Origin of the sequence: Paenibacillus nanchangensis, assembly GCF_046543445.1 — a bacterium.
GTDB classification, from domain to species: Bacteria; Bacillota; Bacilli; order Paenibacillales; family Paenibacillaceae; genus Paenibacillus_AQ; species Paenibacillus_AQ nanchangensis.
In genome coordinates this window covers 28,721-50,552 of the sequence record NZ_JBHOFD010000036.1, presented here as the reverse complement: position 1 = coordinate 50,552, position 21,832 = coordinate 28,721, and the positions used below count along the sequence as shown (strand labels likewise).

Below are 21,832 nucleotides of genomic sequence, written 5' to 3'. Positions count from 1 at the left end.
CAATCTATTTACGATAGGTTATACGGCCTTTGGTCAAATCATAAGGCGATAACTGTACGACCACCTTGTCTCCCGTCAGAATACGGATAAAGTGCATCCGCAGCTTTCCGGAAACATGGGCAAGAATCTGATGACCGTTCTCCAGCTCGACCTTAAACGTTGCGTTCGGCAACGGTTCGATGACGGTACCTTCCACTTCAATGACATCTTCTTTGGCCACAGTCAGTCTCCTTTCTTTATAGCGCTAGGATCCGCGGACCGGACATAACTCTGAACGGCAAACCGCAGCTTCCCATTCGTTACGCGTCCGCTTTCCTGCAGGCTGTTTACAACTTCTCCGCTGATCCGGGGCAGCAGCTCCAGATGAAGAACATTCTTCTTCTTCGGCTGGTCAAACTTGCGTTTGTCCCCGTCCGCAATCCACACAAACCGGCTGTCTGCAACCGAGATCACCACGGCATACTCTCCGGCGTCCTTGCCTCTTAAAATTCTCACGATTTGACCGACCTGCGGGCTGCTCGTCACTGTCATGAAGATCACCTATGCATTCAGTTTCGTGAAAATTTCCATGCCGTCAGGCGTTACCGCCACTGTGTGTTCAAAGTGAGCGCACAGCGATCCGTCCACCGTGACGACCGTCCAATTGTCTTCCAGCGTCTTGACGTAACGTCTGCCGGCGTTGACCATCGGCTCGATCGCAAGCACCATCCCCGGCTTAAGCCGCGGTCCGCGGTCCGCAATGCCATAGTTCGGAATTTGCGGTTCTTCATGCAGTTCTGTCCCAATTCCATGACCAACATACTCGCGGACAACCGAGAAGCCGGCATCTTCGATGTATCGCTGAATGGCATTGGAGATTGTAAACAATCGAACGTCCGGTTTTACGAGCGCCAGACCCGCGTAGAGGGAGCCTTCCGTGACGTCCAGCAAACGCTGGGCTTCTTCGGAAATGCTGCCGACCCCGTACGTCCAGGCGGAATCGCCATGGTATCCCTGGTACTGAGCGCCGATGTCCAGCGTCACAATGTCGCCTTCCACCAGCTTGCGTTTCCCTGGGAATCCGTGTACCAATTGTTCGTTAACCGAAGCGCATATACTGGCCGGAAACCCGTTGTAGCCTTTAAAAGACGGCACAGCGCCTTGACTGCGAATGTACTGATCGGCAATTCTGTCGAGTTCCCCAGTCGTTATCCCCGGCTCTATGGCCTCCGCAATGCGGCGGTGGCATTCGGCTACAATCCGCCCGGCTTCCCTCATAAAAGCAAGTTCCTGTTCGGACTTACAAATGATCATTACACTAACCTCGCAGTAAAGACACAATTTCGGACGAAACCGTATCGATTTCCTGTTCACCGTTGATTTGACGCAGCAGACCCTTCTCCTGATAGAAACTGAGCAGCGGCGCCGTCTTGTTGTCGTACTCGTCCAGACGTTTTCCGACGCTTTCTTCGTTGTCGTCCGGCCGTTGGTACAATTCTCCGCCGTCCAGGTCGCAAATACCGGCCTCTTTCGGCGGATTAAAAATCAGATGATAGGATGCGCCGCACACGGTGCAGATCCGGCGGCCGGTCAGACGCGCCAGCAGCTGTCCGCGGTCGACATCCAGATTGATAACATGATCCAGCGATGTGTTCAGACGGGCCAGAATATCATCCAGCGCTTCCGCCTGCGAAAGGGTTCTTGGAAATCCGTCAAGCAGAAAGCCCTTTTTGCAATCGGGCTGCTGCAGCCGTTCTTCCACAATGCCAATCGTTACATCATCCGGTACAAGCAGTCCCTGATCAATAAAGGATTTGGCTTTCAGCCCAACCGGCGTACCCTGTTTGATCGCCAGGCGAAACGCGTCGCCCGTCGAAATATGGGGGATGCCAAACTCTTTCACGATCACGGCCGCTTGCGTCCCTTTGCCTGCCCCGGGAGGGCCCATAAATAGGATGTTCACGCTTTAGTCTCCCCTCCAAAAGTTCGCCGTCAAGCAGGAAACAGCACAATAGGTGCCGGGAAACAGGCTAACACGCTTCTCCGGAACCTATCGCCTATTTATTGATAAAGCCTTTGTAGTGACGCTTGATCAGCTGGCTCTCGATTTGTTTCATCGTATCCAGCGCTACGCCGACTACGATCAGCAACGCCGTGCCGCCGATCTGAACCGATTGCGGCAGACCGGACAATGCGCCGAAGATCATCGGCAGTACGGAGATAAGAGCCAGGAACAGCGCGCCGGACATGGTCAGGCGGGACATTACTCTGGTCAGATATTTTTCCGTTGCTTTACCCGGACGGATGCCGGGAATGTATCCGCCGTTCTTCTTCATGTTATCCGCCATTTGCTGCGGATTCATCTGAACGAAGGTGTAGAAGAACGTAAATCCGATGATCATCACAACGTACAGGACCAGCCCAAGCGGACTATGAATAGACAAGTTATTCGTAACCCACTTGGCCCACTGGTGAGTGGACCAGAACGAGGAAATCACTACCGGGAATTGAAGCAGCGACACCGCGAAAATGACCGGAATTACACCTGCCGCGTTGATTTTCAGCGGAATATGGGTATTTTGTCCGCCGTACATCTTGTTCCCTACCACACGCTTAGCGTATTGGACAGGAATCTTACGGATGGCCTGCTGAACGAAAATTACACCGACGATTACCAGCACAATTACGACCAGCACGAGAACGACTTTAAGAATATTGAGGAACACCTGACCCGGTACGATAAAGCTCGACTGGGCCGTTGTGGTGATATACCCCGGAAAGCCTGCGACGATTCCCGCAAAAATCAGGATGGATATCCCGTTCCCAATCCCCTTCTCGGTAATCTGCTCCCCAAGCCACATCAGGAACGAAGTACCGGCTGTCAGCACAATAGCAACCAGCAGGTAATCCGCAAAGGTTGCATTCGGCATCATAGGGGTTGAATACATACGGTTAAATCCGATCGTGGTGGCAAACGCCTGGATCAGGCCCAATATTACGGTACCATATCGGGTAACCTGAGCCAACTGCTTTTTCCCGTGCTCGCCCTGTTTTGCCCATTCGGCAAATTTCGGGATGACATCCATCGACAGCAGCTGCACGATAATCGATGCCGTGATATACGGGTAAATGCTGATGGCAAAGATCGAGAAGTTCTTGAGCGCGCCACCCGAGAAGGTGTTGAGCAGATTCATCAACGCTTCCCCTGCTTGATTGGATGCTTCTAACGCTTCTTTGTTTACGCCGGGAACCGGCACATACGATCCGATGCGGTAGATGATCAGCACGAACAGGGTGAACATGATCTTTTTGCGCAAATCCTCAACATTCCATATATTCTTAAGCGTCTTGAACATTAGATCACCTCGGTTTTACCGCCGGCAGCCTCGATTTTCTCTACCGCAGATTGAGAGAACTTATTTGCTTGTACAGTCAGCTTCACGGTCACTTCACCGTTACCGAGTACCTTGATGCCGCTTTTCGCATTTTTTACAATGCCCGTTTCCATTAGCAGCTGAGGAGTAACTTCAGTTCCTTCTGCAAAGCTGTTCAGTTCCTCAATGTTCACAATCGCGTACTCTTTGCGAGTAGGATTGACGAAACCACGTTTTGGCAGACGACGATAGAGCGGGTTCTGTCCACCCTCGAATCCAGGGCGTACACCACCGCCGGAACGAGCGTTTTGACCTTTATGACCGCGGCCCGACGTTTTGCCGTTACCGCTGCTGGAACCGCGACCTACACGGTTGCGTTCCTTGCGGGATCCGGGAACCGGAGCAAGTTCATGTAACTTCATCGTTTGCACCTCCTTATTGTTGTTGATTGTATACCAGGCGCTTAGCCTTCAATTTCAGTAACGGATACCAAGTGGCTCACTTTGTTGATCATACCGCGAATTGCGGGATTATCGTTGTGTACCACTGTGGAGTTCAGCTTACGCAAGCCCAGCGTCTTAACGGTTACGCGCTGCGTTTCCGGACGTCCGATCAGACTGCGTACGAGGGTGATTTGCAATTTAGCCATTGACGTTCCCCTCCTTAACCGCGCAGTTCTTCGACGGATTTGCCGCGGAGTTTCGCGACTTCCTCAATGCGCTTCAGACGGGACAAACCCTCCAAAGTGGCATTGACCATGTTCATGGAGTTCGAAGAACCCAGAGATTTAGTCAAAATATCGCCAACGCCGGCAAGCTCGAGCACTGCACGAACCGGACCGCCTGCGATAACCCCGGTACCTTGGGATGCCGGTTTCAGCAGCACGCGTCCTGCGCCGAAGTGGCCGGTAACCAGGTGAGGAATCGTTGTTCCTACGAGCGGGATATGGATCAGGTTTTTCTTGGCATCTTCGATGCCTTTACGGATGGCGTCCGGTACTTCACCGGCTTTACCGATGCCTGCACCGACCCAGCCATTGCCGTCGCCGACAACAACCAGTGCGCTGAAGCTGAAACGGCGTCCGCCTTTTACAACTTTAGCAACACGGTTAATGTGAACAACTCTTTCTGTCAGCTCTAAAGTGTTCGGATCTATACGCAAGTCGTTAACCTCCTTCTTAGGTATATTCTAGAATTCAAGGCCTGCTTCGCGAGCTGCGTCAGCCAGTGCTTGAATCCGTCCATGGTACAGGTAGCCTCCGCGGTCAAATACAACTACAGAGTGACCTTTAGCTTTTGCACGCTCAGCGACCAGACGGCCCACCTTGCTTGCTGCTTCTACGCTGCCGCCGTTCTTGATTTCAGAGCTCAGCTCTTTGTCAAGCGTCGATGCGGATGCCAGCGTTACGCCAGCCACGTCGTCGATCAGTTGTGCGTAGATGTGCTTCGAAGAACGGAACACATTCAGACGCGGACGTTCAGCCGTACCTTGGATTTTCTTACGAACACGCAGGTGTCTTTTCAGGCGTGCTTTGTTTTTGTCCTCTTTGGTAATCATGACTTTCCTTTCACTCCCTTCGGTTTGCCGTATAGCGGCTTCCCTTTAAGAAGCCTGGAGTAATCCGCCGGTCAGCCGGTTATTTCTTCTTACCGGCTTTACCTTCCTTACGGATGATGCGTTCGCCTTCATATTTAATCCCTTTGCCTTTGTAAGGCTCAGGCTCACGTACAGAACGGATTTTGGCAGCATAAGCGCCGACACGCTCTTTGTCGATCCCTTTTACGATGATCTTCGTGTTCGCCGGAACTTCGAATTCGATGCCCGGCTCCGGAACGATTTCCACCGGATGGGAGTAGCCCACGTTCAGAACGATTTTATCTCCGGACTTGCTTGCACGATATCCGACCCCAACCAGTTCCAGAGATTTCGAAAATCCTTCCGTCACGCCGCTGACCATGTTGTTGACAACGGAGCGGGTCGTGCCGTGAAGAGAGCGATGCAGTTTGTTGTCCGAAGGACGAACAACGTTAATTTCGTTATTTTCAACCGTAACCTTCATATCTTTATGAAGCTCACGAGTCAAAGTACCCTTAGGGCCTTTTACAGTAATCACGGTGTTGTTGACAGTTACGTCTACACCGCTTGGTACTGCGATTGGTTTGCGACCAATACGAGACATGTGTTGCACCTCCTTATCTTGTGACTTGTATTACCAAACGTAGCAGACAACTTCTCCGCCGGATTTAGATTGACGAGCTTCCTTGTCGGTCATAACACCTTTGGAAGTCGAGATGATCGCGATGCCCAGGCCGCCCAGTACGCGAGGCACTTCGTTGCTCTTCGTGTACACGCGAAGACCAGGCTTGCTGATTCTTTTCAGACCGGAGATGACGCGCTCTTGGTTCGGGCCGTATTTCAGGAAAATACGGATAATCCCTTGTTTGCTGTCTTCGACAAACTCCGCGTCGCGGATGAAACCTTCACGCTTCAGGATGTCGGCGATCTGTTTCTTCATTTTCGAAGCAGGCATTTCTACCGTTTCGTGGCGAACCGTGTTCGCGTTACGAATACGAGTAAGCATATCTGCAATAGGATCAGACATAGTCATTGTGTGGAAACCTCCTTCCCGTTATAAGCTACTTACCAGCTTGCTTTTTTCACGCCAGGAATCTGGCCTTTATAAGCTAATTCTCGGAAACAAATTCTGCAAATTTTGAACTTTTGCAGGACCGAATGTGGACGACCGCAACGTTCGCAGCGTGTGTAAGCACGAACTTTAAATTTCGGCGCGCGTTGTTGCTTTACTTTCATCGAAGTCTTTGCCACTTTAGCCTGACACCTCCCAGGGTAATTTGACGAATCGGGTCAACCGTCTTATTTTGCGAAAGGCATTCCCAACTGAGTCAAGAGCTCGCGGGATTCCTCGTCTGTCTTAGCCGTCGTTACGATAACGATGTCCATACCGCGCACTTTGTCTACTTTGTCGTATTCGATTTCCGGGAAAATCAGTTGTTCTTTCAGTCCGAGCGTATAGTTGCCGCGTCCGTCGAACGCTTTGGTCGACACGCCGCGGAAGTCACGCACACGCGGAAGCGTTACGTTGAACAATTTGTCCAGGAAGTAGTACATCCGGTCGCCGCGCAGTGTTACTTTTACGCCGATCGGCATGTTTTCGCGCAGTTTGAAACCGGCGATGGATTTTTTTGCTTTTGTGATAACCGGCTTTTGTCCGGAAATCAGCTGCATATCGTTTACAGCGGAATCAAGCACCTTCGAGTTTTGTACCGCGTCGCCCACGCCCATGTTGATAACGACCTTCTCGATTTTCGGCACTTGCATAACCGTCGAATAGTTAAACTTCTGCATCAAAGCAGGGGTAATCTCGTTCAGAAAACGTTCCTTCATTCTTGCTGCCATGAAGTTGAACCTCCTTTCTTAAAAACTGTATTAGTCGATCACTTCTCCGGATTTCTTAGCTACGCGAACCTTTTTACCGTTATCCAGCACTTTGTAACCGATACGGGTTACGCCGCCGCTCTTCGGATCGATGTGCATTACGTTGGACACATGGATCGGAGCTTCCTGCTCGATAATTCCGCCCTGCGGGTTCAGTTGGTTCGGCTTCTGGTGTTTCTTCACCATGTTCACGCCTTCTACGAGAATGCGATTCTCACGGGGATACGCAGCGATGACGCGGCCTTTTTTGCCTTTGTCTTTACCGGTGATCACCATAACCACGTCGTCTTTCTTCACGTGCAGGTGGTTGTTGTAAGACTCCAGAACTTTTTTCACTTTAGGCATTCGTTACACCTCCTATGACTAGCCTTGGCAAGCATAATTGTCATTCTATATCGGGGCCCTGAAAAAGCAACCGGAATCGGCTTCCAGCCTGCTTACTTTCAAGGGAGGTTATTAAATAACTTCCGGTGCCAAGGAAACGATCTTCATGTAGTCCTTGTCGCGAAGTTCACGGGCAACCGGTCCGAAAATACGGGTTCCGCGCGGGCTTCTGTCGTCTTTTACGACAACCGCTGCATTCTCGTCGAATGCGATGTAGGATCCGTCTTTACGGCGTACAGAACGTTTGGTACGAACAACAACAGCCTTCACCACGTCGCCTTTTTTGACAACGCCGCCTGGTGTTGCTTGTTTAACGGAACAAACGATCAGATCACCGATTGCAGCCGTACGGCGTCCGGTACCACCCAGTACGCGGATACACATCAGTTCCTTCGCACCAGAGTTGTCGGCCACATGCAAGCGTGTAAATGGTTGAATCATTAGTAGTTCCTCCTTTCGGAAAAATGGTCATATTCAAAGGTTAGATGATAACCGCTTTTTCCACCACTTCAACCAGTCTCCAGCGTTTGTCCTTGGAGAGCGGACGAGTTTCCATGATTTTTACGGTATCGCCGATCTGCGCAGTGTTGTTCTCATCATGCGCTTTGAATTTCTTCGTGTACTTGATGCGTTTGTGGTACAGATCATGCTTTTTGTAAGTTTCAACAGCTACCACGATGGTTTTATCCATTTTGTCGCTGACCACTTTGCCGATTTGCACTTTACGCGCGTTCCGTTCCTCGCTCATAATTAGCCTCCTTCCTGAATACGGACATTACATCCGCTTCATTAACTAATCCCAAGTACTCTTTCATGGATAATGGTTTTAGCACGAGCTATTTCTCTGCGCACGTCACGAATCCGAGTCGGGTTATCCAGTTGGCCCGTAGCCAATTGAAAACGGAGATTAAAAAGCTCTTCTTTGAATCCGGCGATCTTTTGCTCAATCTCGGCAGTGGTTAAGTTGCGAAGTTCATTAGCTTTCATTTGCTTCACCACCCACTTCTTCACGTTTCACAAACTTAGTCTTCACAGGCAGCTTGTGAGCGGCGAGACGCATAGCTTCGCGGGCGATTTCTTCCGATACGCCTCCGAGCTCGAACATAATCTTGCCAGGCTTCACTACAGCAACCCATTTTTCTACGTTACCTTTACCGCTACCCATCCGGACCTCGAGAGGCTTCTGAGTGATCGGCTTGTCAGGGAAAATTTTGATCCATACTTTACCGCCCCGGCGGATATAGCGAGTCATCGCGATACGCGCAGCTTCGATCTGACGGTTGGTGATCCAGGAAGGCTCAAGAGCTTGCAGACCGAATTCGCCGAAGTTCAGCTCGGTGCCGCCTTTCGCCATACCTCTCATATGACCGCGTTGTTGTTTGCGGTGCTTAACACGTTTTGGTACCAACATGATTAGTTGCCTCCTTCCTGAGCAGCTTGTTTCTTAGCTGTGGGAAGAACCTCTCCACGGTAGATCCATACTTTCACGCCGATACGGCCGTAAGTTGTATGAGCTTCAGCCGTTCCGTAGTCGATGTCCGCACGGAGCGTATGAAGTGGAACTGTTCCTTCGCTGTATCCTTCCGAACGAGCGATTTCGGCGCCGCCAAGACGTCCGCCCACTTGTGTTTTGATACCCTTGGCACCGGCGCGCATCGTTCTTTGGATCGCTTGCTTCAGCGCACGACGGAAAGATACCCGGCGTTCCAGCTGTTGAGCGATGCTTTCCGCAACAAGAATCGCGTCCAGTTCAGGATGTTTGATTTCGTTGATGTTGATGTGCACTTTTTTGCCGCCGGCAATTTTGGTTACTTCGCTGCGCAGAACTTCAACTTCCGCTCCGCCCTTACCGATAACCATGCCCGGTTTTGCTGTATGAATCGTAACGTTCACGCGGCTTGCCGCTCTTTCGATCTCGATGCGGGAAACAGCGGAATCCTTCAATTTGCCTTTGAGGTACTCACGGATCTTGACGTCTTCCAGCAGAAGAGTACCAAAGTCTTTACCTGCGTACCATTTGGATTCCCAATCGCGAATAATACCGATCCGGAGTCCGACGGGGTTTACTTTTTGACCCACACGTTATCCCTCCTTATTTCTCAGATACCACCAAAGTGATGTGGCTGGTGCGTTTGTTGATCCGGCTTGCGCGGCCCATGGCGCGCGGGCGGAACCGTTTCATCGTAGGCCCTTGGTTAACGAATACTTCGCTAACGTACAGGTTGTTCACGTCCATCGAATAGTTGTGCTCGGCATTGGCGATCGCCGAGTTCAGCAGCTTCTCAACAACCGGAGAAGCGGATTTCGGGGTGTGGCGCAGAATGGCGATGGCCTCGCCTACTTGCTTGCCGCGGATCAAATCCACAACCAGCTTCGCTTTGCGCGCGGAAATCCGTACCGATCTCGCATGTGCTTTAGCTTCCATTGTATTCCCTCCTCTCAGACGAAAAACTTATATTATCTTCTTGTCTTCTTATCGTCACCCGCGTGGCCTTTGTAAGTACGCGTCGGCGCGAACTCGCCCAACTTGTGACCTACCATATCTTCCGTAACGTATACAGGCACGTGCTTACGGCCGTCGTATACACCAAACGTATGTCCGATAAACTGAGGGAAAATGGTTGAGCGGCGGGACCAAGTTTTGATGACCACCTTTTTCCCGGACTCGTTCAAGTCTTCAACCTTTTTCAGCAGGTAACCATCAATAAACGGTCCCTTTTTCAAACTGCGGCTCATGTGTGAATCCTCCCTTCATCAGATTGCAAACCGCGAAATCGACGCTTCGCGCTGTTCTAACCTGCCAGAAGCGTCTTATTTCGTGCGGCGGCGAATGATATATTTATCAGAAGCCTTGTTTTTCTTACGCGTTTTGTAACCAAGGGTCGGTTTGCCCCAAGGAGACAGCGGCGATTTACGTCCGATCGGAGCGCGGCCTTCACCACCACCGTGCGGGTGATCGTTCGGGTTCATTACGACACCGCGAACTTCAGGGCGCTGACCGAGCCAGCGGCTGCGTCCGGCTTTACCGATCTTCACGAGCTCGTGATCCTCATTGCCTACGGAACCGATCGTTGCGCGGCATACGCTCAGGATTCTGCGAACTTCGCCGGAAGACAGGCGAACGGATACGTATTTCTCTTCTTTACCAAGCAATTGGGCTTCCGTGCCTGCTGCGCGAACGAGCTGGCCGCCTTTGCCTGGTTTCAGTTCGATGTTGTGGATAACCGTACCGACTGGAATGTTAGCCAGCGGAAGGGAGTTACCCGTTTTGATGTCGGCGTTAGGACCGGATTCGATCTTATCCCCAACTTTCAACCCTTTAGGAGCGATGATGTAGCGTTTCTCTCCGTCCGCATAGTGGATCAATGCGATGTTGGAAGTACGGTTCGGATCGTATTCAATCGTAGCAACGGTGCCTGGAATGCCGTCTTTCGTCCGTTTGAAGTCGATAATCCGGTATTTACGCTTGTGTCCGCCGCCATGATGACGAACCGTAATTTTACCTTGGTTGTTGCGGCCTGCCGTCTTGCTCAGGGGCGCCAGCAACGATTTCTCAGGCTGGTTGGTGGTGATTTCTTCAAACGTGGATACGGACATCGCACGTCTGGCCGGAGAAGTCGGTTTGTACTTTTTGATTGGCACAGTGTTTCCCTCCTTACTTTAAGAGTATTATTCTACCGACTCAAAAAACTCGAGCGGCTTGCTGTCCGGGCTAAGCTTAACGATGGCTTTTTTCCATTCCGGAGTGTAACCGGAGTAGCGGCCATAACGTTTCAATTTGCCAGGTACGCGCATTGTGTTCACATTAACGACTTTCACTTTGAAAATAGCCTCAACGGCCTGCTTGATTTCGGTTTTGTTGGCACGAATGTCCACTTCAAAAGCGTACTTCATGTCATTCATATAATCGGCAGTACGTTCCGTAATCACCGGACGTTTGATAATATCACGAGGATCTTTCATTACGCGAACACCTCCTCTACCTTCGAAACTGCCTCTTTAGTGATGATCAGTTTGTCGTGCGTCAGCACGTCCAGAACATTAATGCCTTCAGCCGCAACGAATTTCACCCCAGGGATGTTACGTGCGGACAGAGCCACATTGTCATCATAGCTAGGAGCTACAATCAGAGCTTTGCGGTCAACCTTCAGGTTGTTCAGGATTGCCGCGAATTCTTTCGTCTTAGGAGCATTCAAGCTCAGCGCGTCCAGTACGATAATGTCGTTGCCGATCACTTTCGAAGACAGCGCGGATTTGATAGCCAGACGGCGAACCTTCTTAGGAAGCTTCCAGGAGTAGCTGCGCGGTGTTGGTCCAAAAACTACGCCGCCGCCTTTCCATTGTGGAGAACGGATCGAACCTTGACGAGCACGGCCGGTGCCTTTTTGTTTCCAAGGCTTACGTCCGCCGCCGCGTACTTCGGAGCGTCCTTTGACTTTGTGCGTTCCGCGGCGCAGGGAAGCTCTCTGCATCAGAACTGCTTCGTTAAGAACGTGTACGTTCGGCTCAATACCGAAAACCGTATCGCTCAGCTCAACTTCGCCTACTTCTTTGCCGCTCATGTTGAATACTGTTACTTTTGGCATTTCTGTTCCTCCTTTCTTCTAAACTTATTTCTTAACGGTTTCTTTAATTTTCACGAAGCTGTTCTTCGCACCAGGCACGGAGCCTTTAACAAGCAGCACGTTGCGTTCAGCGTCTACCCGGACGATTTCGAGCTTTTGCACCGTTACGGTGTCATGGCCCATATGTCCTGGCAGGCGTTTACCTTTAGGAACACGGTTAGCTTGGATCGAGCCCATGGAACCCGGTCTTCTGTGGTAACGGGAACCGTGCGCCATTGGTCCGCGACTTTGTCCCCAACGTTTGATAACGCCTTGGAAGCCTTTGCCTTTGGAAATACCGGTTACGTCAACAAATTCGCCTTCGCTGAAGATATCAGCCTTCAGTTCTTGTCCAACCTCGAGGGCCCCGAGGTCAACACCGCGAATTTCGCGAACGTAGCGCTTAGGTGTTGCATTTGCCTTTTTGGCGTGACCTGCTTCAGGCTTGTTGGCGCGTTTCTCTTTCTTGTCGGCAAAACCGAGCTGAACCGCTTCATAGCCGTCAGTATTCAGGTCTTTCTTTTGCAGTACAACGCAAGGACCGGCTTCGATTACCGTTACGGCAACCACATTGCCCTCCGGAGTAAATACTTGAGTCATACCGAGTTTTTTTCCCAAGATACCTTTCATGTTGACACCTCTTTTCTTTTCCTTATTCCGTAGTGGAAGTTATTACAGTTTGATTTCGATATCTACACCGGACGGCAGGTCCAAGCGCATCAAGGCATCCACAGTTTGCGGAGTAGGATTCACAATGTCGATCAGACGTTTGTGAGTCCGCATCTCGAACTGCTCACGGGAATCCTTGTACTTGTGTACCGCACGGAGAATGGTGATGATTTGTTTTTCGGTAGGCAGCGGAATCGGCCCGGAAACACCAGCACCGGAACGTTTTGCTGTCTCAACGATTTTCTCAGCGGATTGATCAAGAATTCTGTGGTCGTATGCTTTCAAGCGGATACGAATTTTTTGCTTTGCCATTTTAGTCCCTCCTTCTATCGCCCAATTTATTATCGGACATACTCCGTGAAAATTTTCTGACGCCGTCCTCATGGCAAAGGGGCCGGGTGTGTCAGTAACCTCTCACATCATCGCAACGTCGCAGAACAACATTTATTATTATATCTAAAGAACCTGCCTATTGCAAGCATAAAACACAAAATTATTGAACTTATTCATCCATCCGATTGTAAATGTAATTTGCGTTCAGTTACGGTCCAATTTTTCCTTTCAAAGGATGGTGCTCCACGGATTTAACAAGACGATCACAAAACGTCTTCAAACATAAAACAGGGTTTCTTCTATATAGAAGAAACCCTGTTTCGAAATGCATTGCCGTCTCAAGACGGCAGCAGCATTATTTTTGGATGGAAGCTACAGTACCGGCACCAACCGTACGGCCGCCTTCACGAATGGAGAACTTAGTTCCTTCTTCGATAGCGATCGGGGAAATCAGCGAAACAGTTACTGTGATGTTGTCGCCAGGCATAACCATTTCGGAACCTTCCGGCAGGTTGATGATGCCTGTTACGTCCGTTGTACGGAAGTAGAACTGCGGACGGTAGCCAGTGAAGAACGGCTTGTGACGTCCACCCTCTTCTTTAGTCAGGACGTAGATTTGAGCAGTGAACTCAGTGTGCGGGTTAACGGAGTTCGGTTTGGACAATACTTGTCCGCGCTCGATTTGGTTACGGTCAACACCGCGAAGCAGTGCGCCGATGTTGTCGCCGGCTTGAGCGGAGTCAAGCAATTTACGGAACATTTCAACGCCCGTAACGACGGATTTTTTCTTCTCTTCGCTGATACCAACGATTTCGATTTCGTCGCCCACTTTAACTGTTCCGCGCTCTACGCGGCCAGTTGCCACGGTACCGCGGCCAGTGATCGAGAATACGTCCTCGACAGGCATAAGGAAAGGCTTCTCAGTGTCGCGCTCAGGCAGCGGGATGTACTCGTCGATCGTTTCGAACATTTCCACGATTTTTTGAGCCCAGTCGCCGTCCGGGTTTTGCAGAGCTTCACGAGCGGAACCGCGAGTGATCGGAGTGTCGTCGCCCGGGAACTCGTATTCGTTCAGCAGGTCGCGAACTTCCATTTCAACCAGTTCCAGCAGCTCTTCGTCTTCAACCATGTCGCATTTGTTCAGGAATACGACGATGTAAGGAACGCCTACCTGACGGGAGAGCAGGATGTGTTCGCGAGTTTGCGGCATAGGGCCGTCAGCTGCGGATACAACCAGGATCGCGCCGTCCATTTGAGCCGCGCCAGTGATCATGTTTTTAACATAGTCGGCGTGACCAGGGCAGTCTACGTGAGCGTAGTGGCGGTTAGGAGTTTCGTATTCTACGTGAGCGGTGGAGATAGTGATACCGCGCTCGCGCTCTTCAGGAGCTTTGTCGATTTGATCGAAAGCAACAGCTGCACCGCCGTATTTTTTGGACAATACGGTTGTGATTGCTGCAGTCAGAGTCGTTTTACCATGGTCGACGTGACCGATCGTACCGATGTTAACGTGCGGTTTATTACGTTCAAACTTAGCCTTTGCCATTTGAACAGTTCCTCCTTATTGTGGGGTTCATTATATTGAAGCCGCCCGAAAGATGAAACTCTAAGCTGACTGAATTAAAAGGTCCGGGCGGCAGTTAAAACTGTTGTTACTCTGCGCCTTTATTCTTGGACACGATTTCTTCAGCAATGTTCTTCGGAACTTCTTCATAGTGAGAGAGTTCCATGGAGAACACGCCGCGTCCTTGGGTACCGGAACGAAGAGTCGTGGAGTATCCGAACATTTCGGAAAGAGGCACTTTCGCACGGATAATTTGCGCGCCCGCACGGGAATCCATACCTTCGATCCGTCCGCGGCGGGAGTTCAGCATACCCATAACGTCGCCCATGTATTCCTCAGGCACGGTTACTTCGACTTTCATGATCGGCTCGAGCAGGACAGGCTTACACTTGTCTTTCGCTGCTTTCAGCGCCATCGAGCCGGCGATTTTGAACGCCATTTCGTTGGAGTCGACATCGTGGTAAGATCCGTCTACGATCGTAGCCTTAACGTCTACCAGCGGGAAGCCAGCCAAGACGCCGTTCTTCATTTGTTCTTCGATACCGGCAAGAGCTGGACCGATGTACTCTCTAGGAACGGAGCCACCGACGACCTTGCTTTCGAATTGGCTGCCAGTACCTGCTTCAAGCGGTTCAAACTCGACCCATACGTGACCGTATTGGCCGCGTCCGCCCGACTGACGAACGAACTTGCCTTCGACACGGGCCGGAGCGCGGAACGTCTCACGGTAAGCTACTTGAGGTTTACCAACATTGGTCTCCACTTTGAACTCACGACGCATACGGTCGATGATGATATCAAGGTGAAGTTCGCCCATACCTGCGAGAATGGTTTGGCCAGTCTCTTCATTTGTACTCGCACGCAATGTCGGGTCTTCTTCAGTCAGCTTGCCAAGCGCAACGGACATCTTGTCTTGGTCAGCCTTGGTTTTCGGCTCAACCGCAATTTCGATAACCGGGTCAGGGAAGTTCATCGATTCGAGAATAACAGGGTTCTTCTCATCACACAGTGTATCACCTGTGCCGGTGTCTTTCAAACCTACCGCAGCCGCAATGTCCCCGGAGTAAACTACGGAGATTTCTTGACGGCTGTTCGCGTGCATCTGCAGAATCCGGCCAATCCGTTCACGTTTGCCTTTAGTGGCATTCAGAACGTAGGAACCCGACTCCAGAATACCGGAGTACACACGGAAGAAGGTCAGTTTACCGACGTAAGGGTCGGTCATGATTTTGAAAGCAAGCGCGGAGAACGGCTCTTCATCGGAAGAGTGACGCTCAGCTTCCGTGCCGTCTTCCAGATGACCTTTAATCGCAGGAATATCAACCGGCGACGGCAGGTAATCGATAACCGCATCCAGCATCAGCTGAACGCCTTTGTTACGATAGGAAGATCCGCAGATAACCGGGAAGATCTTAACCTCAACAACGCCTTTGCGCAGTGCGGCCTTGATTTCTTCAACGGAGATCTCTTCGCCTTCAAGATACTTCATGGTCAGGTCTTCGTCAAGCTCAGCAACTTTCTCGATGAGTTCGTTGCGAAGCTCTTCCACCTGATCCGCGAATTCGGCGGGAACTGCCGTTTCTTCGATATCGCGACCAAGGTCGTCTTTGTACATGTATGCTTTTTGCTCAACGATGTCGATAATGCCGACAAAGTCGTTTTCAGCGCCGATTGGCAGCTGAATCGCAACTGCATTTGCTTGAAGACGATCACGCATATCCTTAACGACGTTAAGGTAATCCGCACCGATGATGTCCATTTTGTTTACGTATGCGATCCGTGGAACGCCGTAGCGATCAGCCTGTCTCCATACGGTTTCGGACTGAGGCTCTACGCCTTCTTTCGCACTGAATACGCCTACTGCCCCGTCCAATACGCGCAGGGAGCGTTCAACTTCAACTGTGAAGTCAACGTGCCCCGGGGTATCAATGATATTGACGCGGTGACCTTTCCAAGAAGCGGTGGTAGCGGCGGACGTAATCGTGATGCCGCGCTCCTGTTCCTGCTCCATCCAGTCCATTGTTGCCGCACCTTCGTGTACTTCACCGATTTTGTGCGTACGGCCTGTATAGAAGAGGATCCGTTCCGTGGTCGTGGTCTTACCAGCGTCAATATGAGCCATGATCCCGATATTACGCGTATTTTTCAAGGAGAACTCTCTTGCCATGTAGTGGATCTCCCTTCAAAATTGAAGTTATTTGTATGACCCTGCTCCTACCAGCGGTAATGAGCAAATGCTTTGTTGGCTTCGGCCATTTTGTGCGTGTCTTCGCGTTTTTTGACAGATGCGCCTGTGTTGTTGGAAGCGTCGATAATCTCGGCCGCCAAACGCTCTTCCATCGTCTTCTCACCGCGGTTGCGGGAGTAGTTTACGAGCCAACGTAATCCCAGGGATGTACGTCTTTCCGGCTTAACTTCGATCGGCACCTGGTAGTTGGCACCGCCGACACGGCGAGCTTTTACCTCCAGGACCGGCATAATGTTCTTAATAGCGGCTTCGAAGACTTCCATCGGGTCTTTGCCCGTACGTTCCTGGATCAGTTTGAAGGCATTGTACAGAATGCTCTGAGCGACACCTCTCTTACCATCCAGCATAATACGGTTGATCAGACGGGTAACAAGCTTGCTGTTATACACCGGATCTGGCAGTACGTCTCTTTTGGAAACTGGACCTTTGCGTGGCATGGATATCCCCCTTTCATCAGATTGTTATTATTTTATCTGTATTACTTCTTAGCTTTCGGACGTTTTGCGCCGTATTTGGAACGCGCCTGCATCCGGTTGTTAACGCCGGCTGTGTCCAGCGCGCCGCGAACGATGTGATAACGAACACCCGGAAGGTCTTTTACCCGGCCGCCGCGGATCAGAACAACACTGTGTTCCTGCAGGTTATGGCCGATACCCGGAATGTAAGCAGTCACCTCGACTTTGTTCGTCAAGCGAACACGGGCATATTTACGAAGCGCGGAGTTCGGTTTCTTCGGAGTCATCGTACCTACACGAGTGCAGACACCGCGTTTTTGCGGAGCGCTCAGGTCAGTCGCCTCACGCTTCAGGGCGTTGTACCCTTTTTGCAGAGCCGGCGATTTCGATTTCTCGATTTTGGCTTGACGGCCTTTCCGAACCAATTGGTTAATAGTTGGCATGTTAATTGCCACCCCCTTCCTCTGATAATGTCCTTCTTATAAACCTCATTTTAAGTCCACAGACCCAGGCGGTTCATTTAAGGACAAATGAAAAGTCTTTGCCATCCAGCTTGCAGCCGGCTGCAAAAACAGTTTCGTAGCTATTATTTTAAGACAGCTGCCATCGCTGCTCCCACTTCAATCCCGCAAGCCTTGCCCAAGTTGGTCATCGAATCAACATAAGTCAATTTGACGTTCTTCTTGGCACATAGTGTTACAATCTTCGAAGTGAGTCGCGGATCGCCGTCTTCAGCCACATAGACTTCTGCGGCTTGGTCCTGCTCGACCGCCTTAACGGTCTGCTTGGTCCCGATCTTGATCTGAGCGTCTTGTAGTCCTCTATCATCAGCCATCATAACTACCTCCAATGAGGAAAGATAACAAGGATACTCACGCACCTTTGCTATATTAGCATTGTCGGTTTCCGTTTGTCAAGAAATTCGGGAATGTTTTCTGCAAAAAAAATCATAACGGCCTTCAGCGGCCTTCGCCCCAGGAAGAAAACCGCGCCGCTCTGCAATCGAACGGCACGGTTTCTACTCAGACGAATCTACTCTGCTTTACTTTATTCCGCCGAAACGGTTTCCAGCGCTTCTTCATCGCCAAGCTCTTCGTCCTGGGTGCTGAGCTTCACATTGCGGTAACGGTTCATCCCCGTACCCGCCGGAATCAGCTTACCGATAATGACGTTCTCTTTCAGGCCGAGCAGCTGGTCGACTTTGCCTTTGATGGCGGCGTCGGTCAACACGCGCGTCGTCTCCTGGAAGGAAGCCGCGGACAGGAAGGAGTCTGTCTCGAGCGAAGCTTTGGTGATACCGAGCAGCACAGGTTTGGCAACAGCCGGTTCTTTACCGGACAAGATCGCTTCCTTGTTGGCTGCTTCGTATTCATGAATGTCCGCAAAGGCGCCCGGCAGCAGGTTGGTATCTCCCGCATCGATAATCCGGATTTTACGCAGCATCTGCTTGATCATTACTTCCACGTGCTTGTCGTTGATTTCTACGCCCTGGTTCCGGTATACGCGCTGAACTTCCTGAAGGATGTAGTTCTGCACGCCGCGGATGCCTTTGATGCGCAGCATTTCTTTCGGGTCGATCGAACCGTCCGTCAACTCGTCGCCGGCTTCCACTTCCTGCCCTTCGCTTACGCGCAGACGGGAACCGTACGTAATCGAATAAACTTTCGATTCCGCTTCGCCTTGGACCTCAATTTCGCGGCGGTCCTTGGCTTCACGGATTTCTTTAATAACGCCGTCGATCTCACTGATTGTTGCTTGGCCTTTCGGATTCCGCGCTTCAAACAGCTCCTGGATACGCGGCAGACCTTGGGTAATATCGTCACCCGCTACGCCCCCGGTATGGAACGTACGCATCGTGAGCTGGGTTCCGGGCTCCCCGATGGACTGTGCGGCGATAATGCCAACCGCTTCGCCGATTTCGACATGCTTGCCGGTTGCCAGGTTGCGTCCGTAGCACTTCTTGCAGACGCCATGACGCGCGCGGCAGCTAAGAACCGAACGGATCTGCAGCTTCTGTACGCCGGCATTGACGATCTCCTGAGCTTTGTTAGAGTCAATCAGATCGTTACGGCCAACAATGATTTCACCTGTTTCCGGATGACGAACCGTCTCAAAGCTGTAACGGCCTTCAAGGCGATCGTACAGGTCCTCGATGACTTCCTTGCCGTCTTGAATCCGGCTTACGGTAAAGCCTTTGTCCGTTCCGCAATCTTCTTCGCGCACGATTACGTCCTGCGCAACGTCGACGAGACGGCGGGTCAAGTAACCCGAGTCGGCCGTCCGAAGCGCCGTATCCGCCAGACCTTTACGGGCACCGTGCGTGGAGATGAAGTACTCCAGGACGGTGAGGCCTTCACGGAAGTTCGCTTTGATCGGGAGCTCGAAAATCCGGCCCGACGGCGTAGCCATCAGACCCCGCATGCCGCCCAGCTGGGTGATCTGCGATTTATTACCCCGCGCTTTGGAATCGACCATCAGCATGATGGAGTTGAACCGGTCCATCGACTTCATCAGGACGTTCGTCAGATCGTCCTTTGTCTTCGACCAGATCTCGATAACGCGGTCATAACGCTCTTCGTTGGTGATCAGGCCGCGGCGGTACTGCTTGGCAACGACGTCGACCTTTTCCTCGGATTCGCGCAAGATTTCTTTTTTCTCTTCCGGCACGATAACGTCCGATACAGCGATCGTAACGCCGGCGCGGGTCGAGTAGGTGAAGCCGAGCTGCTTGATTTTGTCCAGAATGACGGAGGTTTCCGTCGTGTGGTACGTCTCAAAACAGCGGGCAATGATGGAGCCCAGATACTCTTTGCCAACCGCGCTTGCGATCGGAAGATCCATCATCCGCTCACGGATGTCTACACCTTTTTCGTAAATGAAATATTTCTCCGGTGTGCCTTCCAGCAGGTTGGCACGGGTAGCTTCGTTAATGTACGGGAAGCTGCTCGGGAAAATTTCGTTAAAGATGATTTTGCCGACAGTGGTCAGCAGCATGGCGTTTTGCTGTTCTTCGGTGAAGCTCGTTTTGCCGAGAGCTTTAACCGGAATCGCAACACGCGCATGCAGGCCCGCCGTACCGCGCTGGTACGCCGACACCGCTTCGTTAACGGTGCGGAGAATCATACCGGAGCCCTTTTCCTCCGCGTTGTCCATGGTCAGGTAGAAGGAACCAAGGACCATATCCTGCGAAGGTGTAACGACCGGCTTGCCATCTTTCGGGTTCAGGATGTTGCCCGAAGCCAGCATGAGAATGCGGGCTTCCGCCTGCGCTTCCGCGGACAGCGGAACGTGCACGGCCATCTGGTCACCGTCGAAGTCGGCGTTGTAAGCCGTACATACGAGCGGGTGCAGACGAATGGCGTGGCCTTCTACCAGGATCGGTTCGAATGCCTGGATACCGAGACGGTGAAGCGTGGGGGCACGGTTCAGGAGAACCGGGTGCTCCTTGATCACTTCTTCAAGCACATCCCATACTTCAGGGCTTACGCGCTCAACTTTGCGTTTTGCGCTCTTGATGTTATGGGCTAGGCCCTTGTTTACAAGTTCTTTCATAACAAAAGGCTTAAACAATTCCAGCGCCATTTTCTTCGGCAGGCCGCACTGGTACATCTTCAGGTACGGACCTACGACGATAACGGAACGGCCGGAGTAGTCAACCCGTTTACCGAGCAAGTTCTGACGGAAACGGCCTTGCTTACCTTTCAGCATGTGGCTGAGCGATTTCAGCGGACGGTTGCCGGGACCCGTTACCGGGCGGCCGCGGCGGCCGTTGTCGATGAGCGCGTCAACCGCTTCTTGGAGCATACGCTTCTCGTTCTGCACGATAATATCCGGCGCACCCAGATCGAGCAGCCGTTTCAGACGGTTGTTGCGGTTAATTACGCGGCGGTACAGGTCGTTAAGGTCAGACGTAGCAAAACGTCCGCCGTCCAGCTGTACCATTGGACGCAGTTCCGGCGGAATAACCGGGAGCACATCCATGATCATCCATTCCGGCTTGTTGCCGGAGTTGCGGAAGGCTTCGATGACTTCCAGACGTTTGATCGCACGGTTGCGGCGTTGGCCTTGCGCCGTGCGCAGCTCTTCTTTCAGGAACTCCAGCTCTTTTTCGATATCCAGATCCTGAAGCAGTTTCTTAACCGCTTCGGCGCCCATGCTGGCTTGGAAACCGTAGCCGTATTTCTCACGGTAGCTGCGGTATTCCTTTTCGGACAGCAGCTGCTTTTTCTCCAGCGGCGTATCGCCTGGATCGGTAACGACATAGGATGCAAAATAAATGATCTCTTCCAGCGATCTCGGGGACATATCCAGCGCCAGACCCATACGGCTCGGAATGCCTTTGAAATACCAGATGTGAGAAACGGGAGCAGCCAGTTCGATATGGCCCATGCGTTCGCGGCGCACTTTGGCGCGTGTTACTTCAACGCCGCAGCGGTCGCAGACGACACCCTTGTAGCGGACGCGCTTATATTTGCCGCAGTGACATTCCCAGTCCTTCTGCGGTCCGAAGATCCGTTCGCAGAACAGGCCTTCCTTCTCCGGTTTGAGCGTGCGGTAGTTGATGGTTTCCGGTTTTTTAACTTCTCCGCGGGACCAAGAACGAATTTTCTCCGGAGAGGCGAGACCGATTTTCATAAACTCAAAATTGTTAACGTCCAACAAGGAGCAACCCTCCTTAACCTAATCCTTATTTAGTACCGCAGCCCCTGCCCGTGCCTTCCGGCAAGGCAGGGGCGTGCGATTCTGTCTAGAAGCTGTTCCGGGTA

The 21,832-nt window shown here is 51.6% G+C and carries 32 protein-coding genes; all 32 read right to left on the bottom strand.

All coding sequences use genetic code 11. The features are described from left to right. Nucleotides 1-4: 4 nt before the first annotated feature. The 32 genes from infA to rpoC all read right to left on the bottom strand — a co-directional run bounded on the left by infA (nt 5) and on the right by rpoC (nt 21,728). Nucleotides 5-220 (bottom strand): translation initiation factor IF-1, encoded by a 216-nt coding sequence (gene infA, locus ACE6ED_RS23990; protein WP_006212898.1) that lies wholly within the window; start codon nt 218-220, stop codon nt 5-7. A 2-nt stretch (nt 221-222) separates the two neighbouring features. Beyond that, the gene (locus ACE6ED_RS23985) at nt 223-531 is read right to left on the bottom strand and encodes a KOW motif-containing protein (protein WP_410829957.1); all 309 of its coding nucleotides are present in this window, start codon (nt 529-531) and stop codon (nt 223-225) included. Between the two features lie 9 nt (nt 532-540). Further along, entirely contained in the window at nt 541-1,293 is a 753-nt protein-coding gene (gene map, locus ACE6ED_RS23980) for a type I methionyl aminopeptidase (RefSeq protein WP_410829956.1), read from the bottom strand. Between the two features lie 4 nt (nt 1,294-1,297). Then, nucleotides 1,298-1,942 (bottom strand): adenylate kinase, encoded by a 645-nt coding sequence (locus tag ACE6ED_RS23975; RefSeq protein ID WP_410829955.1) that lies wholly within the window; start codon nt 1,940-1,942, stop codon nt 1,298-1,300. Between the two features lie 94 nt (nt 1,943-2,036). Further along, nucleotides 2,037-3,335, bottom strand: coding sequence for a preprotein translocase subunit SecY (gene secY, locus ACE6ED_RS23970; protein ID WP_410829954.1), 1,299 nt, complete (start codon nt 3,333-3,335; stop codon nt 2,037-2,039). Then, nucleotides 3,335-3,775: a 50S ribosomal protein L15 gene (gene rplO / locus ACE6ED_RS23965; protein WP_410829953.1), complete on the bottom strand. Its 441-nt coding sequence runs from the start codon at nt 3,773-3,775 to the stop codon at nt 3,335-3,337. The genes secY and rplO overlap by 1 nt, the downstream gene beginning before the upstream one ends. A 41-nt stretch (nt 3,776-3,816) precedes the next feature. Continuing rightward, a complete protein-coding gene (gene rpmD / locus ACE6ED_RS23960; protein WP_223080873.1) occupies nt 3,817-4,002 on the bottom strand; it encodes a 50S ribosomal protein L30 in 186 nt (61 codons plus the stop codon). Between the two features lie 14 nt (nt 4,003-4,016). Beyond that, nucleotides 4,017-4,514 carry a 30S ribosomal protein S5 gene (gene rpsE / locus ACE6ED_RS23955; protein ID WP_410829952.1) on the bottom strand — a complete coding sequence of 166 codons (498 nt, stop codon included), beginning with the start codon at nt 4,512-4,514 and terminating at the stop codon, nt 4,017-4,019. A gap of 27 nt (nt 4,515-4,541) precedes the next feature. After that, nucleotides 4,542-4,910 carry a 50S ribosomal protein L18 gene (gene rplR, locus ACE6ED_RS23950; protein WP_410829951.1) on the bottom strand — a complete coding sequence of 123 codons (369 nt, stop codon included), beginning with the start codon at nt 4,908-4,910 and terminating at the stop codon, nt 4,542-4,544. 79 nt (nt 4,911-4,989) lie between these two features. Next, complete coding sequence (gene rplF, locus ACE6ED_RS23945) at nt 4,990-5,532, bottom strand: 50S ribosomal protein L6 (RefSeq protein WP_410829950.1); 543 nt, start codon at nt 5,530-5,532, stop codon at nt 4,990-4,992. A gap of 30 nt (nt 5,533-5,562) precedes the next feature. Further along, complete coding sequence (gene rpsH, locus ACE6ED_RS23940) at nt 5,563-5,961, bottom strand: 30S ribosomal protein S8 (RefSeq protein ID WP_410829949.1); 399 nt, start codon at nt 5,959-5,961, stop codon at nt 5,563-5,565. 32 nt (nt 5,962-5,993) lie between these two features. Further along, complete coding sequence (locus ACE6ED_RS23935) at nt 5,994-6,179, bottom strand: type Z 30S ribosomal protein S14 (RefSeq protein WP_010348808.1); 186 nt, start codon at nt 6,177-6,179, stop codon at nt 5,994-5,996. A gap of 48 nt (nt 6,180-6,227) precedes the next feature. After that, nucleotides 6,228-6,770 carry a 50S ribosomal protein L5 gene (rplE, locus tag ACE6ED_RS23930; protein WP_410829948.1) on the bottom strand — a complete coding sequence of 181 codons (543 nt, stop codon included), beginning with the start codon at nt 6,768-6,770 and terminating at the stop codon, nt 6,228-6,230. Nucleotides 6,771-6,800: 30 nt separating this feature from the next. Beyond that, nucleotides 6,801-7,154 carry a 50S ribosomal protein L24 gene (rplX, locus tag ACE6ED_RS23925; RefSeq protein WP_410829947.1) on the bottom strand — a complete coding sequence of 118 codons (354 nt, stop codon included), beginning with the start codon at nt 7,152-7,154 and terminating at the stop codon, nt 6,801-6,803. 111 nt (nt 7,155-7,265) lie between these two features. Then, nucleotides 7,266-7,634 (bottom strand): 50S ribosomal protein L14, encoded by a 369-nt coding sequence (gene rplN, locus ACE6ED_RS23920; protein ID WP_019908234.1) that lies wholly within the window; start codon nt 7,632-7,634, stop codon nt 7,266-7,268. Nucleotides 7,635-7,674: 40 nt separating this feature from the next. Next, nucleotides 7,675-7,941: a 30S ribosomal protein S17 gene (gene rpsQ / locus ACE6ED_RS23915; protein WP_025336666.1), complete on the bottom strand. Its 267-nt coding sequence runs from the start codon at nt 7,939-7,941 to the stop codon at nt 7,675-7,677. Between the two features lie 41 nt (nt 7,942-7,982). After that, nucleotides 7,983-8,180 (bottom strand): 50S ribosomal protein L29, encoded by a 198-nt coding sequence (rpmC, locus tag ACE6ED_RS23910; RefSeq protein WP_410829946.1) that lies wholly within the window; start codon nt 8,178-8,180, stop codon nt 7,983-7,985. Continuing rightward, nucleotides 8,170-8,604 carry a 50S ribosomal protein L16 gene (rplP, locus tag ACE6ED_RS23905; protein WP_410829945.1) on the bottom strand — a complete coding sequence of 145 codons (435 nt, stop codon included), beginning with the start codon at nt 8,602-8,604 and terminating at the stop codon, nt 8,170-8,172. The genes rpmC and rplP overlap by 11 nt, the downstream gene beginning before the upstream one ends. A 2-nt stretch (nt 8,605-8,606) precedes the next feature. After that, complete coding sequence (rpsC, locus tag ACE6ED_RS23900; protein ID WP_410829944.1) at nt 8,607-9,272, bottom strand: 30S ribosomal protein S3; 666 nt, start codon at nt 9,270-9,272, stop codon at nt 8,607-8,609. A 13-nt stretch (nt 9,273-9,285) separates the two neighbouring features. Further along, on the bottom strand, nt 9,286-9,618 hold the full coding sequence (gene rplV, locus ACE6ED_RS23895) for a 50S ribosomal protein L22 (protein ID WP_410829943.1): 333 nt from the start codon (nt 9,616-9,618) through the stop codon (nt 9,286-9,288). A gap of 32 nt (nt 9,619-9,650) precedes the next feature. Beyond that, nucleotides 9,651-9,929, bottom strand: a complete 279-nt coding sequence (gene rpsS, locus ACE6ED_RS23890; RefSeq protein ID WP_410829942.1) for a 30S ribosomal protein S19 — start codon at nt 9,927-9,929, stop codon at nt 9,651-9,653. Nucleotides 9,930-10,004: 75 nt separating this feature from the next. Next, nucleotides 10,005-10,835 carry a 50S ribosomal protein L2 gene (gene rplB / locus ACE6ED_RS23885; RefSeq protein WP_410829941.1) on the bottom strand — a complete coding sequence of 277 codons (831 nt, stop codon included), beginning with the start codon at nt 10,833-10,835 and terminating at the stop codon, nt 10,005-10,007. A 27-nt stretch (nt 10,836-10,862) separates the two neighbouring features. Continuing rightward, entirely contained in the window at nt 10,863-11,156 is a 294-nt protein-coding gene (rplW, locus tag ACE6ED_RS23880; protein ID WP_410829940.1) for a 50S ribosomal protein L23, read from the bottom strand. Further along, nucleotides 11,156-11,779 carry a 50S ribosomal protein L4 gene (rplD, locus tag ACE6ED_RS23875; RefSeq protein WP_410829939.1) on the bottom strand — a complete coding sequence of 208 codons (624 nt, stop codon included), beginning with the start codon at nt 11,777-11,779 and terminating at the stop codon, nt 11,156-11,158. Before rplD ends, rplW begins: the two co-directional genes overlap by 1 nt. Nucleotides 11,780-11,803: 24 nt before the next feature. Continuing rightward, a complete protein-coding gene (gene rplC / locus ACE6ED_RS23870) occupies nt 11,804-12,427 on the bottom strand; it encodes a 50S ribosomal protein L3 (protein WP_410829938.1) in 624 nt (207 codons plus the stop codon). 42 nt (nt 12,428-12,469) lie between these two features. Beyond that, complete coding sequence (gene rpsJ / locus ACE6ED_RS23865; RefSeq protein WP_005544556.1) at nt 12,470-12,778, bottom strand: 30S ribosomal protein S10; 309 nt, start codon at nt 12,776-12,778, stop codon at nt 12,470-12,472. Between the two features lie 376 nt (nt 12,779-13,154). Next, complete coding sequence (tuf, locus tag ACE6ED_RS23860; protein WP_410829937.1) at nt 13,155-14,345, bottom strand: elongation factor Tu; 1,191 nt, start codon at nt 14,343-14,345, stop codon at nt 13,155-13,157. A 106-nt stretch (nt 14,346-14,451) separates the two neighbouring features. Continuing rightward, entirely contained in the window at nt 14,452-16,530 is a 2,079-nt protein-coding gene (fusA, locus tag ACE6ED_RS23855) for an elongation factor G (RefSeq protein WP_410829936.1), read from the bottom strand. Nucleotides 16,531-16,577: 47 nt separating this feature from the next. After that, entirely contained in the window at nt 16,578-17,048 is a 471-nt protein-coding gene (gene rpsG / locus ACE6ED_RS23850; RefSeq protein WP_410829935.1) for a 30S ribosomal protein S7, read from the bottom strand. Nucleotides 17,049-17,089: 41 nt separating this feature from the next. Continuing rightward, complete coding sequence (rpsL, locus tag ACE6ED_RS23845; RefSeq protein ID WP_410829934.1) at nt 17,090-17,509, bottom strand: 30S ribosomal protein S12; 420 nt, start codon at nt 17,507-17,509, stop codon at nt 17,090-17,092. Between the two features lie 143 nt (nt 17,510-17,652). Continuing rightward, nucleotides 17,653-17,901 (bottom strand): ribosomal L7Ae/L30e/S12e/Gadd45 family protein, encoded by a 249-nt coding sequence (locus tag ACE6ED_RS23840; RefSeq protein ID WP_410829971.1) that lies wholly within the window; start codon nt 17,899-17,901, stop codon nt 17,653-17,655. A gap of 212 nt (nt 17,902-18,113) precedes the next feature. Beyond that, nucleotides 18,114-21,728, bottom strand: a complete 3,615-nt coding sequence (gene rpoC, locus ACE6ED_RS23835; RefSeq protein WP_410829933.1) for a DNA-directed RNA polymerase subunit beta' — start codon at nt 21,726-21,728, stop codon at nt 18,114-18,116. Nucleotides 21,729-21,832 lie beyond the last annotated feature (104 nt).

Bases quoted from the DNA above. Each gene is read 5' to 3' on its own strand.
- rpsH (WP_410829949.1), bottom strand. From the start codon at position 5,961: ATGACTATGTCTGATCCTATTGCAGATATGCTTACTCGTATTCGTAAC.
- rpsS (WP_410829942.1), bottom strand. From the start codon at position 9,929: ATGAGCCGCAGTTTGAAAAAGGGACCGTTTATTGATGGTTACCTGCTG.
- rpmC (WP_410829946.1), bottom strand. From the start codon at position 8,180: ATGAAAGCTAATGAACTTCGCAACTTAACCACTGCCGAGATTGAGCAA.
- secY (WP_410829954.1), bottom strand. From the start codon at position 3,335: ATGTTCAAGACGCTTAAGAATATATGGAATGTTGAGGATTTGCGCAAA.
- rplW (WP_410829940.1), bottom strand. From the start codon at position 11,156: ATGAAAGATCCTCGTGATATTATCAAACGTCCGGTGATTACGGAACGT.
- rpsQ (WP_025336666.1), bottom strand. From the start codon at position 7,941: ATGAGCGAGGAACGGAACGCGCGTAAAGTGCAAATCGGCAAAGTGGTC.
- rplC (WP_410829938.1), bottom strand. From the start codon at position 12,427: ATGAAAGGTATCTTGGGAAAAAAACTCGGTATGACTCAAGTATTTACT.
- rplE (WP_410829948.1), bottom strand. From the start codon at position 6,770: ATGGCAGCAAGAATGAAGGAACGTTTTCTGAACGAGATTACCCCTGCT.
- map (WP_410829956.1), bottom strand. From the start codon at position 1,293: ATGATCATTTGTAAGTCCGAACAGGAACTTGCTTTTATGAGGGAAGCC.
- rplD (WP_410829939.1), bottom strand. From the start codon at position 11,779: ATGCCAAAAGTAACAGTATTCAACATGAGCGGCAAAGAAGTAGGCGAA.
- rplN (WP_019908234.1), bottom strand. From the start codon at position 7,634: ATGATTCAACCATTTACACGCTTGCATGTGGCCGACAACTCTGGTGCG.
- fusA (WP_410829936.1), bottom strand. From the start codon at position 16,530: ATGGCAAGAGAGTTCTCCTTGAAAAATACGCGTAATATCGGGATCATG.
- rpsJ (WP_005544556.1), bottom strand. From the start codon at position 12,778: ATGGCAAAGCAAAAAATTCGTATCCGCTTGAAAGCATACGACCACAGA.
- ACE6ED_RS23840 (WP_410829971.1), bottom strand. From the start codon at position 17,901: ATGGCTGATGATAGAGGACTACAAGACGCTCAGATCAAGATCGGGACC.
- rplF (WP_410829950.1), bottom strand. From the start codon at position 5,532: ATGTCTCGTATTGGTCGCAAACCAATCGCAGTACCAAGCGGTGTAGAC.
- rplX (WP_410829947.1), bottom strand. From the start codon at position 7,154: ATGCCTAAAGTGAAAAAAGTTCTGGAGTCTTACAACAACCACCTGCAC.
- rplV (WP_410829943.1), bottom strand. From the start codon at position 9,618: ATGGAAGCTAAAGCACATGCGAGATCGGTACGGATTTCCGCGCGCAAA.
- rpmD (WP_223080873.1), bottom strand. From the start codon at position 4,002: ATGGCTAAATTGCAAATCACCCTCGTACGCAGTCTGATCGGACGTCCG.
- rplR (WP_410829951.1), bottom strand. From the start codon at position 4,910: ATGATTACCAAAGAGGACAAAAACAAAGCACGCCTGAAAAGACACCTG.
- rpsG (WP_410829935.1), bottom strand. From the start codon at position 17,048: ATGCCACGCAAAGGTCCAGTTTCCAAAAGAGACGTACTGCCAGATCCG.
- tuf (WP_410829937.1), bottom strand. From the start codon at position 14,345: ATGGCAAAGGCTAAGTTTGAACGTAATAAACCGCACGTTAACATCGGT.
- rplO (WP_410829953.1), bottom strand. From the start codon at position 3,775: ATGAAGTTACATGAACTTGCTCCGGTTCCCGGATCCCGCAAGGAACGC.
- ACE6ED_RS23985 (WP_410829957.1), bottom strand. From the start codon at position 531: ATGACAGTGACGAGCAGCCCGCAGGTCGGTCAAATCGTGAGAATTTTA.
- rpsL (WP_410829934.1), bottom strand. From the start codon at position 17,509: ATGCCAACTATTAACCAATTGGTTCGGAAAGGCCGTCAAGCCAAAATC.
- rplP (WP_410829945.1), bottom strand. From the start codon at position 8,604: ATGTTGGTACCAAAACGTGTTAAGCACCGCAAACAACAACGCGGTCAT.